The following is a 13900-nucleotide window of genomic DNA, read 5'->3' as shown; positions in this document are numbered from 1 at the left end:
TGCGATCGCCTGAAATACCGTATCCTTCGGGCGTACGAGCGACAAGGGAGGCGCGATGCCGGCGGAGACGACGGTCCGGAGGCTCGTGGACGCCGCCGAGCGCCTGTTCGCCGAGCGCGGCATCGACGCGGTCTCGCTGCGCGAGATCAACGCCGCCGCCGGACAGCGCAACTCCACCGCGCTGCAGTACCACTTCGGCGACCGCTCCGGGCTGCTGAAGGCGGTGCTCGCCAAGCACCGGCCGGAGATCGAGGCGCGGCGTCACCAGCTCCTGGACGAGTACGAGGCACGCGGCCCGCTGCCGCCGGCCGAGGCGCTCCGCACGCTCGCCGCCGCGCTCGTCCGCCCGGCCGCCGCCAAACTGGCCGACCCCGGCGGCGGGCGCGACTACCTGCGCGTGATGGAGCAGCTGGTCCACCGCATGCCGCCCAGCCTCCCCGAGGACGGCGGCGGCAGCATCGGCCGCTGGCGTGAGCTGGTCGCCCCCCTGCTTCCCCAGGCCGCCGTGCGCCTGCACCAGCGTTTCATGGCGATCCGCATGACGTACGTCGAGCTGGCCCGCCGCGCGAGCGGCCCCCCGGCGAGGGACGACCGCCTGTTCACCAGCCATCTGATCGACGTGGTCGCGGCGGTCCTCGCCAGCGAGGTCTCCGGCGAGACCGCCCGCCTCCTCGCCGAACGCGAGCGGCGTCACTGAGACCCGCGCGGCGGTCGTAGCCGTTCTTTTGCCCTGTCTGGGGAATCCGCTGCCGGAGCGTGACGGCATCGGGGGCACACAGTCCATAGGACGACCGCCGCGCGGCGGTCTCATCGGGCATCAGGAGATCCCACGGCGGACCTGATTCCGCGTCCGTCCCGCGGGTCGCGCCGGACGCTCTTCGTGCGCATCGACGAACCCGCCCACGCCATACGCGATCGGCCAAAGGGTGATCATGCCGAGTCACGCATCGCGAACAGCACGGGCCGGGAACGGCTCGCGGATCTCGCCCAGGCGGTCACACGGACGGCTGCACCACGTCTTCGAGGCGCGGTGCGACCTGACGCCCGGGGCGACGGCGCTGGAGTGCGGGCGGCTGAGGCTGACCTACGCCGCGCTGGACGCGCGGGCGAACCGGCTGGCGCACCTGCTGCGCGGCCTGGGGATCGGCTGCGGATCCCGCGTCGCGATCCTGCTGCCGAGGTCGGTGCACACATACGTGGCGCTGCTCGCGGTCGGCAAGGCGGGCGCGGCGTTCGTGCCGATCGACCCGCAGTCGCCGCCGGACCGGGTCGGCTACATCCTCGACGACGCCGGCGTCGACCTCGTGCTCACCACGGCGGACGGGTCGCCCGCCGTGGTGAGCACGGGCCACCGCGTGCTCGACCTCGACGCCTCCGCCGGTCTCGCCGCCGCCGCGCCGGCCACCCGCCCGCTCGACGGCGCGGCCGGCGACGATCCGATCGCGTACGTCATGTACACCTCCGGGTCGAGCGGCCGGCCGAAGGGCGTCGAGGTGGCGCAGTCGAGCATCGGCAACTTCCTCGACGTCGTGCCCGGCCTGTACGGCGTGCGGCCGCACGACCGGGTCTACCAGGGGATGACGATCTCCTTCGACTTCTCCATCGAGGAGATCTGGCCGACGTGGTCGGCCGGGGCCGCCCTCGTCGCGGGCCCGGCGGACTTACCGCAGTTCGGCGCGGAGCTCGCGGACTTCCTGGACCGCAGCGAAATCACGGTGCTCTACTGCGTGCCGACGCTGCTCGCGACGATCCCGCGCGAGCTGCCGCGCCTGCGCACGTTGATCGTCGGGGGCGAGCCCTGCCCGCCCCGCCTGGTGGAGCGGTGGAGCCGGCCGGGCCGCCGGATCCTCAACACGTACGGGCCGACGGAGGCGACCGTCACCGCGACCTGCGCCGAGCTGCTGCCGGGGCGGCCGGTCACCATCGGCCGGCCGTTGCCGACCTATTCGGTGGTGCTGCTCGACGAGCGACGCGACCCCGTGCCGGACGGCGAGGTCGGCGAGATCTGCATCGGAGGGCCGGGCGTCGCCCGCGGCTACGTCGGCCGTCCGGACCTGACCGCCGACCGCTTCATCGAGCATCCGCTCGCCTCTGCGGGCGGCAGGCTGTATCGCACCGGAGACCTGGGCCGTGTGACCGCGACCGGGGACATCGAGTATCTGGGCCGCGCCGACTCCGAGGTGAAGATCCGGGGACACCGGGTGGACCTCGGCGAGATCGAGAACGTGCTGCTGGAGGACGCCGGCGTCGCCGAGGCCGTGGCCGCCCTCGTGCCCGTGCCCGACGCCGCCGCCTCCACCGGCGAACTCGCCGCCTACGTCGTGCCCACGGCGGGCGGTGAGGGCGGCGGGGACGGCGACGGCTACCGGGCCCTCGCCGGGCGGCTCCACGACCGGCTGCGCCGCCGGCTTCCGTCGTACATGCTGCCCTCGTTCCTGGACGTCGTGACCGCGCTGCCGGCCATGCCCAGCGGCAAGGTGGACCGCCGGAGGCTGCCCCCGCCGACCGGCCGCCGCCTCGTGGGCTCCGGCCCGGTGACGCCCGCCGAGGGCGAGCTGGAGACACACCTGCGCGCGGTGTGGGCCGAGACGTTCGGCCTCGCCCCCGAGGCGTTGTCGGTCGAGGCGGACTTCTTCACCGACCTCGGCGGTCACTCCCTGCTGGCGGCCCGCGTGGTGTCCCTGCTGCGCACCGGTGAGATCGGCGCGAGCCTCGCCGTTCGCGACCTCTACGCCAACCCCACCGTGCGCGGCCTCGCCGCGCACCTGATCGCCGCACGCCCGGGCACCCGTACGGGGGTGCCGGGGCCGGCCGCCCCGCCCCGCCCGGCTCCCCTGCGGCACGGCCGCCGCCGGATCGCGCCGGCCGGGGCCGTACAGAGCGCGGTCATCTACGTGCTGCTGCTCGTGATCACGCTGCCGCTGTCCATCACGTTGTACGGATGGACCAACCCTCGCCCGGTCCCCGGCGTCCCCAGGAGGGACGAAGGGTGGCTGCTGCTGCCCGGTCAGGGCGCCGAGCTGCTCTCCTCACTGGCGCTGGCCGCGATGACCGCGTATGTCATGGTGCACTGGCTGCTGCCGGTGCTGCTCGCCCGGCCGCTGACGGCCGGCGTCCGGCCCGGCCGATATCCGCTGTGGAGCGTCACCTACGTGCGGTTGTGGGCGCTGCAGCTGCTGCTGTCGGTCTCCCCGCTGCCGCTGCTGAGCGGCTCCCCGATGATGGGGGCGTACCTGCGGCTGCTCGGCGCGCGGGTCGGGGCCGGCGCCGCCGTCGCGACAGGCGACGTCAACCTTCCGGCGATGCTGCGGATCGGTGCGGGCGCCTCCGTCGGGTACCGCTCCTCCCTGCACGCGTGGCTGGTAGTGGACGGATGGGTGGTCGTCGCCCCCGTGGAGATCGGTCCGCACGCGTTCGTCGGGAACGGCGCCGTGCTCGGCCCGGGCACGCGGGTCGGCGCCCACGCCGGGCTCGGCGACCAGTCGGCGCTGACGCAGGGCGAGACGGTGCCGGAGGGAGCGCGGTGGGCCGGGTCGCCGCCGAGCCGCGTGGAGTCGCTCGGGCCCGTGGTGGAGACGATGCTGGGCGCCCCCGCCCCGGTCGGGTGGAAGGCGCGTCACGTGGCCGCGGCGGTGGCGGTCCTCTGCTGCCTTGAGGCGGTCGCGGTGGCATCGATCGTGCCGAGCGTCCTGCTCGTCTGGGCGGCCGTGGCCGCCTGGGGTCTCGCGGCCGGCCCGGCCGCCGTCCTGGTGGCGGGCCCGCTGTACGTGGCCGTCGTCTGCGCGGCGGTGGCCGCCGGCAAGCGCCTGGTCCTGCGGAAGGCGCCGGTCGGCGTCCACCCGGCGCGTTCCTGGCTCGGCGTACGCAAGTGGGCGGTGGACAAGCTCCTGGAGTTCAGCCTGCGGTCGACCAACTCGCTCTACGGCACGCTGTACACCTCCCCGTGGCTGCGGCTGCTCGGCGCGCGGGTCGGCCGCCGCGCGGAGGTGTCCACGGCCGCGCAGCTCGACCCCGATCTCCTGACGCTGAGGGAGGAGAGCTTCGTCGCGGACATGGCGAGCGTGGGAGCCGCGGGCTTCGCCCGGGGCCGGGTCGCCTTCCTGCCGACCGAGGTGGGCAGGCGGGCGTTCGTCGGCAACGCCGCGGTCATCCCGGCGGGCACGCGCATGGGGCCGGGGTCGCTGGTGGGCGTCAGTACGATCCCGCCGCGCGACGGCGTCCCCGAGGGCACCTCGTGGCTCGGCTCCCCCCCGATGCACCTTCCCGTGCGGCAGGACAGCGGCGCGTTCTCCGAGGAGCAGACGTTCCGGCCGCCCCGCCGGCTGGTGCTCCACCGCCTGGGCGTCGAGTTCTTCCGCGCCACCCTTCCGGCGACGCTGTTCGGCACGGGCTTCTACCTTTACCTGCTGGGCGTGCACGCGCTCGCCCGCGTCCTGGCCCTGCCCGCGGTCGTGGCCGCCGCGCCGCTCGTCGCCTGTGCGGCGGGGCTGGCGGTGATCGGCTGCTGCGCCGGGTTCAAGCGATGTCTCATCGGCGTCTACCGGCCGAGGGTGGAGCCGTTGTGGAGCAAATTCGTCCGGCGCACGGAGTTCGTCACCGGGCTGTACGAGGCCGCCGCGGTTCCGGCCGGGGTCGCGCTGCTGGCCGGCACCCCGTTCCTCCCGCCCGTGCTGCGCTGGTTCGGGTCCCGCATCGGCAGGCGCACCTGCATAGCGACCACCTACATGACCGAGTTCGACCTGGTGGAGATCGGCGACGACGTCGCGATCGGATCGGGGGTGTCCCTGCAGACCCACCTCTTCGAGGACCGGGTCATGAAGATGTCCGCCGTGACCGTGCGGTCCGGCGCGAGCATCGGCGCCCGCGCCGTCGTGCTCTACGACTCGGTGGTGGGCGAGGACGTGTCGCTCGGCGCTCTGTCGCTGCTCATGAAGGGCGAGCGGCTCACGCCGGGCACGAGCTGGCGAGGCATTCCGGCGCAGGCCGCCCCCGCCTGAGAGATGTGCGAGGAACACCATGGGATCCACCGGCGTACGCGGAGTCCTGCGCCGCCTCTTCCGCCAGGAGAAGGCCCCGCCGCCGCGCTCCGGACGGCCGATCGCGCTCGTCTACCGGGGCCCGGCCTCGCTTCCCGGCTGCTCGGAGGCGGTCGCCGGGTTGCTCGAGGGGAGTCGCTGGGGCTTCGACGTCCGCTACACGGGCCCGCACGAGGAGATCCCGCTCTCGGCGGAGGCGCTGGCCGGGGCCGCCGTGTACGCCCAGCCCGGCGGGGGGGACCTGGCACGCGGCTACCGGCACCTCAAGCGGCATCGCGGCCCGCTCCGCGACTTCGTCGCCCGCGGCGGCCGCTATCTCGGCTTCTGCCTCGGCGGCTACCTCGCAGGAGCCACCCCGGGCTTCGCCCTGCTGCCGGGCGACACCGACCAGTACATCGCCACGCCGGGCGCGACGGTGGAGGACGAGGAGGACACGCTCGTCGACGTGCGGTGGCGCGGCCAGGACAGGACCGTGTTCTTCCAGGACGGCCCCTGCTTCCTGCTCGAACCGGGCAACAGGGCCAGCGTCCTCGCCACCTACCCCAACGGCGCCGTCGCCGCCCTCGTCACGCCGTACGGCGCGGGCCGGGTCGCCGTGGTCGGCCCGCATCCGGAGGCCACCGACGACTGGTTCACCGACGCCGGTCTGCCGGTGCGGCACGCGCAGGATCTCGCCCTCGACCTCGTGGACGCGGCGATGACCGGGTGAGTGACCCATGTGACTCCTGCGAAAATAGCCACAAAAGTGACTAATATGAACAAATTACCGCTTTCCGGCAAAAATCCCCATTATGGGGGAATGGTGCGTAAATTAGCCGCCCTCGCCGCGGGGCTCACCCTGATCGCGTCTTCGGCCGTTCCGGCCGCCCCGGCCGCCGCGGAGCCGGTCACCTTCCTCCCCGGGGCGGCGGGGACGGGCGACCCCTACTATCCCCTCCAGGGCAACGGCGGTTACGACGTCGGGCACTACGACCTGCGCCTGCGGTTCGATCCCGACGGCCATAAGTTGGACGCCACCACGACGATCACCGCGACCGCCGCCCAGAACCTGTCGCAGTTCAACCTCGACTTCTCCGGGCCGCCGATCAGCGGCGTACTGGTGGACGGCGCCCGGGCCGCATACCGGCGCGACGGCCAGGAACTGGTCGTCACCCCGCCGAACGGGCTGAGGGCGGGAAGCACGTTCACGGTTGCGGTGTCCTATGCCGGCGCCCCGAAGGCGGTCTCGGACGCGACCGGTGAGCAGGGATGGATCAGGACCAAGGACGGCGCGTTCGTGGCGTCCCAGCCGGACGGCGCGCGCAGCTGGTTCCCGGCCAACGACAGCCCGGCGGACAAGGCCACCTTCTCCTTCCGGGTGTCCGCGCCCGAGGACCTCACCGTGCTGGCCAACGGCGAGCGTACGGGGACCGACGGCGCGGACGACGACGGCTACAGGACCGTGCGGTGGGAGATGAGGCAGCCGATGGCGCCCTACCTCGCCACGGTCGCCATCGGGCGCTTCGTGGTCAGCGAGGGCACGGTCGACGGCATGCCCAACGTGACCGCCTACGACCCGTCGCTGGCGGACGAGTCGGAGAACCTGCACGACTACACGGCGAAGGCGGTGGCCTGGGAGACCGGGCTCTTCGGCCCCTACCCGTTCTCCTCCACGGGCGGCATCGCCGACGGCGACGGCTCGGTGACCGCGCTGGAGACGCAGGGCCGGCCCGTCTACAGCGGCGGCCCGAGCGACAACCTGGAGATCGTGCACGAGCTGGCGCACCAGTGGTTCGGCGACAGCGTCGGAGTGCGCAGCTGGCGCGACATCTGGCTCAACGAGGGCTTCGCGACGTACGCCGAATGGCTCTACCAGGAGCAGCACGGCGGGCCGTCCGCCAAGGAGATCTTCGACCGGCACTACCGGAAGACCGGCCACTTCTGGCACCTGAAGACCGGCGATCCCGGCCAGGCGCACATGTTCGACGAGGACGCGGTGTATCTCCGGGGCGCGATGACCGTCCACGCCCTGCGTACGAAGATCGGGGACAAGGTGTTCTTCCCGCTGCTGAAGACCTGGGTGCAGCAGAACAGGCACGGCACCGCGACCACGGCCGACTTCGTCGGCCTCGCGGAGAAGCTCAGTGGGCAGAACCTCCGCCCCTTGTTCGACGCCTGGCTCTACCAGGCCAAGAAGCCCAGCATCTGATCCCGGCGACTATCGCTGAACCAGCATGGACCGCACGCCCGGAAGGACGGCGGCGCGGAAGGTGGCGTCGAGTTCTGCGGGGGTGGCGGAGATGTCGCTGCGCGCTCCCATGGTGCGGGTTTGCCCTTCCGGCGGGTGGGGAGGGGAGGACAGCGCCGCCGGGGGATGGTTGCGGACGGCCCGTTTCGGACTTCATGGCGGTCCGTATTGAGGTGGATCGGACGGAGCGGGACCGCGGAGGGGTGAAGTGAGCGGAATACCCACCATCAAGAACCTCGACGAGCTGACCGAGCTCGTCGAGCACCGGCCCGGCCTGTACCTGCGGTATTCCAAGGGGCCCGACGCCGACGCCGGCAAGCCGAGCGTCGACTACGAGAGCCGCCTGGAGCTGCCCGGCCTGTCGGTGACCGTGCTCGACGCCGAGCGCTGGTGGACCCTCCCCCTGCGTGACTGGCTGGCCCGTCAGATCTGCAAGTACACGCACCTGGCCGAGAAGGACGAGGAACGGCACGCATGGGTGCTGACCGGCCACATGGTGGGCCGCGGTCCCGACCACGAGCCGCTCATCGACCAGGTCGAGCCGGTCGCGTGGCTCGACGACTCGGTGGTCGAGCAGGCGCGCGACCACTACGAGAAGGTGTTCGACGCCGGCCGCGACTCCACCGGCTGAGCGGCGCGGCACGTGCACGCCGCGGATGCATCCCGAAGTCGCGATCGACACCGACACGTCGCCTGCGGGGACGCTCCCCGGAGATCGTCCGCCCGGTAGCCTTGCAGGCCGGTGTACCTGCTGCGTCCGCGCCCGCAGTCACGGGAGCCGAAGCGTTCTGCAGTGGTTTATATGCTTTCTTTTCCTGTTCATGACGGTGATCGCGAGGGTGGACATGGTCGAGAGGGCAGGCACCGCGAAGCGGTCGCGATCAGCGCGCGCCGCCGGCGGTGACCCCGAACTGGATCTGCGGCAGCTCCTGGCCGGCCTCACCGCCGTACGGGACGGCGATTTCGGCACCCGGCTTCCCGAGGACGGAGACGGCCTGCTGACGGAGATCGCGACCGTCTTCAACGGGATGGTCGACCAACTCTCCCTGTTCACCTCCGAGGTGACGCGCGTGGCGCGGGAGGTCGGCACCGAGGGACAGCTCGGCGGCCAGGCCGAGGTGCCGGCGGTGTCCGGCACCTGGAAGGACCTGACCGATTCGGTGAACGCGATGGCGGGCAACCTCACCAGCCAGGTCCGCTCCATCGCCGAGGTCACCACCGCCGTCGCCAAGGGCGACCTCTCCCAGAAGATCACCGTCGACGCCCGCGGCGAGATCCTCGAACTCAAGAACACCGTCAACACCATGGTCGACCAGCTGTCCTCCTTCGCCGACGAGGTCACCCGCGTCGCCCGCGAGGTCGGCACCGAGGGACAGCTGGGCGGCCAAGCCGACGTCAAGGGCGTCTCCGGCACCTGGCGCGACCTCACCGACTCGGTGAACTTCATGGCCGGCAACCTCACCAGCCAGGTCCGCAACATCTCCCAGGTCGCCACGGCGGTCGCCAAGGGCGACCTGTCGCAGAAGATCACCGTCGAGGCCAAGGGCGAGGTCGCCGCGCTCGCCCAGACCATCAACACCATGGTCGACCAGCTCTCGTCGTTCGCCGACGAGGTCACCCGCGTCGCCCGCGAGGTCGGCACCGAGGGACGGCTGGGCGGCCAGGCCGACGTCAAGGGCGTCTCCGGCACCTGGAAGGCGCTGACCGAGTCGGTGAACGTCATGGCCGACAACCTCACCGACCAGGTCCGCAGCATCGCCGAGGTGACCACCGCGGTCGCCAAGGGCGACCTGTCGCAGAAGATCCGCGTCGACGCCCGCGGCGAGATCCTGGAGTTGAAGGAGACCATCAACACGATGGTCGACCAGCTGTCCTCCTTCGCCGACGAGGTCACCCGCGTCGCCCGCGAGGTCGGCACCGAGGGCCGGCTGGGCGGCCAGGCCACCGTACGCGGCGTGTCGGGCACCTGGAAGGACCTGACCGACTCCGTCAACGTGATGGCGTCCAACCTCACCAGCCAGGTGCGCTCGATCGCCCAGGTCGCCACGGCGGTCGCCAAGGGCGACCTGTCGCAGAAGATCACCGTCGAGGCCAAGGGCGAGGTCGCCGCGCTCGCCCAGACCATCAACACCATGGTCGACACGCTGAGCGCGTTCGCCGACGAGGTCACCCGTGTCGCCCGCGAGGTCGGCACGGAGGGCCAGCTCGGCGGCCAGGCCCGGGTGCCCAACGTGGCGGGCACCTGGAAGGACCTCACCGACAACGTCAACTCGATGGCCGACAACCTCACCAACCAGGTGCGCGCGATCGCCCTGGTGACCACGGCCGTCGCCCAGGGCGACCTGACCAAGAAGATCGACGTCGTCGCCCGGGGCGAGATCCTCGCGCTGAAGACGACCATCAACACGATGGTCGACCAGCTGTCCTCGTTCGCCGCCGAGGTCACCCGCGTGGCCCGCGAGGTGGGCAGCGAGGGCCGGCTGGGCGGCCAGGCCGAGGTCGAGGGCGTGTCCGGCACCTGGAAGCGGCTGACCGAGAACGTCAACGAGCTGGCCGGCAACCTCACCCGCCAGGTGCGCGCGATCGCCGAGGTGACCAGCGCGGTCACCTCCGGCGACCTGACCCGGTCGATCACCGTGGACGCCGAGGGCGAGCTGGCCGACCTCAAGGACAACGTCAACTCCATGGTGGAGTCCCTGCGCGAGTCGACCATGGCCAACCAGGAGCAGGACTGGCTCAAGACCAACCTCGCCCGCATCTCCGGGCTGATGCAGGGCCACCGCGACCTGTCGGCGGTCGCCGAGCTGGTCATGAACGAGCTGGCCCCGCTGGTCAACGCGCAGCAGGGCACGTTCCTGCTGGCCGAGGAGACCCCGGCGGGCGCGGAGCTGCGGGTGGTCGGCTGCTACGGCCACCGCGACACCTCGCGCCGCTACGCGTTCGGCGAGTCGCTGGTCGGCCAGGCCGCGCAGTCCAGGCGGACGATCCTGGTGGAGGACATCCCGCCGGGCTACCTGAGCGTGTCGTCCAGTCTCGGCGAGGCCGCACCGGTCGCCCTCGTCGTGCTGCCGATCGTGGTCGAGGACCAGGTGCTCGGCGTGATCGAGCTGGCCAGCCTGGGGCGCTTCGCCAGCATCCACCGCGCCTTCCTCGAGCAGCTCGTCGAGACGATCGGCGTCAACGTCAACACGATCGTGGCCAACGCCCGCACCGACGCGCTGCTGGCCGAGTCGCAGCGGCTCGCCACCGAGCTGCAGGTGCGGCAGGAGGAGCTGCAGCGCTCGAACGCCGAGCTGGAGGAGAAGGCGGAGCTGCTGGCCCAGCAGAACCGCGACATCGAGACCAAGAACAGCGAGATCGAGCAGGCGCGCCAGGAGCTGGAGGACCGGGCCCAGCAGCTCGCGCTCGCGTCCAAGTACAAGAGCGAGTTCCTCGCCAACATGAGCCACGAGCTGCGCACCCCGCTCAACTCGCTGCTCATCCTGGCGCAGCTCCTCTCGCAGAACCCCACCCGCAATCTCACCCCCAAGCAGGTGGAATACGCCAACGTCATCCACTCGGCCGGCACCGACCTGCTCCAGCTCATCAACGACATCCTCGACCTGTCCAAGATCGAGGCCGGCAAGATGGACGTCACGCCGGAGCCGGTCAGCCTGCGTCAGCTGCTCGACTACGTGGACGCCAACTTCCGCCCGCTGACCACCCAGAAGGGGCTGCGGTTCGAGGTGACGGTGGCCTCCGACGTGCCGGCCCAGCTGCTCACCGACGAGCAGCGGCTGCGGCAGGTGCTGCGCAACCTGCTGTCGAACGCGGTCAAGTTCACCGAGTCGGGCTCGGTCGAGCTGCGCATCGAACGGGCGGCCGACGTGGACCTGCCGGGCGCCGCCGGCCAGGAGATCCTGGCCTGCCATGTGATCGACACCGGCATCGGCATCGCCGCGGAGAACCTCTCGCAGATCTTCGACGCCTTCCAGCAGGCCGACGGCACCACCAGCCGCAAGTACGGCGGCACCGGCCTCGGCCTGTCGATCAGCCGCGAGATCGCGACCCTGCTCGGCGGCGAGATCCGCGCGGCCAGCACGCTGGGTGAGGGCAGCACGTTCACGCTCTACCTCCCGCTGGCCCACTTCGACGGCAGGCAGCGGGACGAACCCGAGACGCGGGAGGACGAGCCGCGGCTGATCGCCTCTCCCTCCGCCGCCGAGCACTCCCTCACCGGGTACTCCTTCACCGAGCACCCTGTCGCAGGGGACTCTGACGCGGGGCACTTTGTCGCAGGGCACTCTGTCGCTGGGCACTTTGTCGCTGGGCACTTTGTCACCGCGCACGATGGGCCCGCGGCGGCGCAGACCTCGGGTGGCAGGAACGGCAGGGCGGGACGCCGCCTGCTGGTCGTCGAGGCCAAGCCCGGCGGCCTGCTGTCCATGCTCGCCCAGAGCGTCGCGGCCGACCTGCACGACACCCACGGGCCGGTCCAGGTGTCGACCGCGAGCCACGCCCAGTCCGCGCTGTCGATGCTGCGTCAGGAGAGCGTGCACTGCGTCGTGCTCGACCTCGGCATGCCGCACGACGCCGCGGCCGACTTCCTCAAGGGGCTCGACGCCGATCCCGCGCTGCGCGCGCTGCCCGTGCTCGCGCACCACTCGCGCAAGCTGTCGCGCCCGCAGGAGGACCTGCTGCAGGTGCGCTCCCGCAACCAGCCGCTGGAGCGCCTGCCCAGCCTCGACGAGCTGCGCGAGCGGATCGCCCTGCACCTGTCCGCCGAGGAGCCCGGCAGCGTCCTGCCGCTCGTGCAGCCGGCCTCGGAGGAGGGGGCGCAGGAGCTCGGGAAGGTCGACAGCGCGCTCGTGGGCCGCAAGGTGCTGGTCGTGGACGACGACGTGCGCAACGTCTTCGCGCTCACCACGATCCTCGAACTGCACGGCATGCAGGTGCTGTACGCGGAGAACGGCCGCAAGGGCATCGAGATGCTGATGCGCAACGACGACGTGGACCTGGTGCTGATGGACGTCATGATGCCGGAGATGGACGGCTACGCCGCCACCACCGCCATCCGCTCCATGCCGCGCTTCGCCCGGCTGCCGATCATCGCGGTCACCGCCAAGGCCATGCACGGAGACCGGGAGAAGACGCTGTCGTCGGGCGCGAGCGACTACGTCACCAAGCCGGTGGACGCCGAGGAGCTCATCGTCCGCATGCAGCGCTGGCTCGACCTGCCCGGCAACGGCGACGGGTAGGCGCGGCGGGCTCAGGGCTGACGGGTCGGGGCCGGGGCGGCGCGACGGCGCCGCACCCGCGCCGCCCGGCGCAGGTCCTCAAGCACCGCCCTGGCGGCCCGCCGTCCGGAGACCAGCGCGCCCTGGTGGGAGCCGGTGTCCCGGTGGTCGCCGCACACGTAGCGCCCGGCGCCCAGCCCCACCGCCTCAAGACGAACCGGGCGGCGCAGCGGCATCGGGGGCGGCATGGCGGGCAGGGCCGCTTCGATCGCGTAGGTCGCGACGTGCTCCCACGACGAGGTGTCGCCGTAGATCTCGGTGAGCCGGGTCCGCACCCGCGGCTCGTCCCGGTCCCCGTGTACGCCGAGGACCGAGGTGGCGATCAGGGCGCGGCCGTCCGCGGAGTACCCGGGCGCGGCGTCGGTGATCACGATCGTGTCGGTGACGATCCCCTCCACGTCCACGACCAGCGTGGGCTCGCCGAGGGGCGAGGCGGGGGCGGCGTGATAGAAGGTCGTGACCGGCCGCATCGCGGGCACCGGCAGACCGGGCACCAGCCGCGCCGCGGTGGGCGCATCCACCGCCACCACCACGGCCGCGCCCGCGATCTCGCCCCCGCCCGCGAGGGCTACGCCGTCGGCCGTCAGCGCGCTCACCGGCGTCTCCAGCGAGATCGCGTCCTCCGGCAGGCGGGCGGCGAGCTGTGCGGGAATCCGCTCCATGCCGAGGGCCGGCACGCCGATCCTGCCGCGGGAGAACGACCGCCACAGGAGGTGGAAGATCCGGCCGGAGGTCTCCAGCTCCCGTTCCAGCACGACTCCCGCGAGGAGGGGGCGGAACAGGTTCTCGACGATCTCGGGGGACGCGCCCCAGCGCCGCAGCTCGGCCAGGGTGGTGCGCCCGGCGCCGCCGCGCCGCCGTACGAGGAAGTCGGGGAGCAGCAGGTCGCGGGCGGTCACCGCGGCGAGCACCGCCTTGTCGAACGGCGTGCCCACCGGGGCGAGCAGGCCGCTGAGCGCGTGCCGGGGATGCCGCCAGGGCAGCGCGACCCGCTCGCGCCGGCCGCCCTTGAAGATCATCGCTCCGTTGGTGAACCGCCGCAGGTCCAGCGCGGCGATGTCGAGGACCCGGCGGGCCTCGGGGTAGCTGGTGTTGAAGATCTGGTAGCCCCGGTCGAGCCGGAAGCCGTCCACCACGTCGGTGCGGATCCGGCCGCCCACGCCGTCGGACGCCTCCAGGACGCGCACCGGCACCCCCTCCTGACGCAGGTGCCAGGCGCAGGCCAGGCCCGCGAGCCCCGCGCCGACGACGATCACCGTGGCGGGCTGTGGCATGAGCGGATCTCCTCCCCGACCGGCCGCACACGCGACGGCTCCCTTCTGGGAATTCGAACCGGAACGGCGGGGCGGATGCAGCGGCTC

Annotated in this window: 7 protein-coding genes; 6 read left to right on the top strand and 1 reads right to left on the bottom strand. The window is 72.2% G+C overall.

Going from position 1 to position 13900, the window contains the following annotated elements; genetic code table 11:
* Positions 1-55 precede the first annotated feature (55 nt).
* From ACIBK1_RS24395 to ACIBK1_RS24370, 6 genes are all read left to right on the top strand, one after another.
* On the top strand, positions 56-697 hold the full coding sequence (locus tag ACIBK1_RS24395) for a helix-turn-helix domain-containing protein (protein WP_030511756.1): 642 nt from the start codon (positions 56-58) through the stop codon (positions 695-697).
* Positions 698-932: 235 nt separating this feature from the next.
* On the top strand, positions 933-4997 hold the full coding sequence (locus ACIBK1_RS24390; RefSeq protein ID WP_396737884.1) for a Pls/PosA family non-ribosomal peptide synthetase: 4065 nt from the start codon (positions 933-935) through the stop codon (positions 4995-4997).
* 19 nt (positions 4998-5016) lie between these two features.
* Positions 5017-5745 (top strand): BPL-N domain-containing protein, encoded by a 729-nt coding sequence (locus ACIBK1_RS24385; protein ID WP_156081212.1) that lies wholly within the window; start codon positions 5017-5019, stop codon positions 5743-5745.
* Between the two features lie 90 nt (positions 5746-5835).
* The gene (locus ACIBK1_RS24380) at positions 5836-7224 is read left to right on the top strand and encodes a M1 family metallopeptidase (protein ID WP_396737880.1); all 1389 of its coding nucleotides are present in this window, start codon (positions 5836-5838) and stop codon (positions 7222-7224) included.
* A gap of 247 nt (positions 7225-7471) precedes the next feature.
* Complete coding sequence (locus ACIBK1_RS24375) at positions 7472-7894, top strand: DUF6098 family protein (protein ID WP_030511752.1); 423 nt, start codon at positions 7472-7474, stop codon at positions 7892-7894.
* 190 nt (positions 7895-8084) lie between these two features.
* The gene (locus tag ACIBK1_RS24370) at positions 8085-12500 is read left to right on the top strand and encodes a HAMP domain-containing protein (RefSeq protein WP_396737876.1); all 4416 of its coding nucleotides are present in this window, start codon (positions 8085-8087) and stop codon (positions 12498-12500) included.
* A gap of 11 nt (positions 12501-12511) precedes the next feature.
* Here the strand turns inward: ACIBK1_RS24370 and ACIBK1_RS24365 are convergent, their stop codons facing one another.
* On the bottom strand, positions 12512-13813 hold the full coding sequence (locus ACIBK1_RS24365; RefSeq protein WP_051762623.1) for an FAD-dependent oxidoreductase: 1302 nt from the start codon (positions 13811-13813) through the stop codon (positions 12512-12514).
* Positions 13814-13900: the final 87 nt, after the last annotated feature.

This window comes from Microbispora rosea, from assembly GCF_044460045.1.
Lineage (GTDB): Bacteria > Actinomycetota > Actinomycetes > Streptosporangiales > Streptosporangiaceae > Microbispora > Microbispora rosea.
Note: the sequence above shows the minus strand (reverse complement) of the source record. Positions and strands in the feature narration are given on the sequence as shown.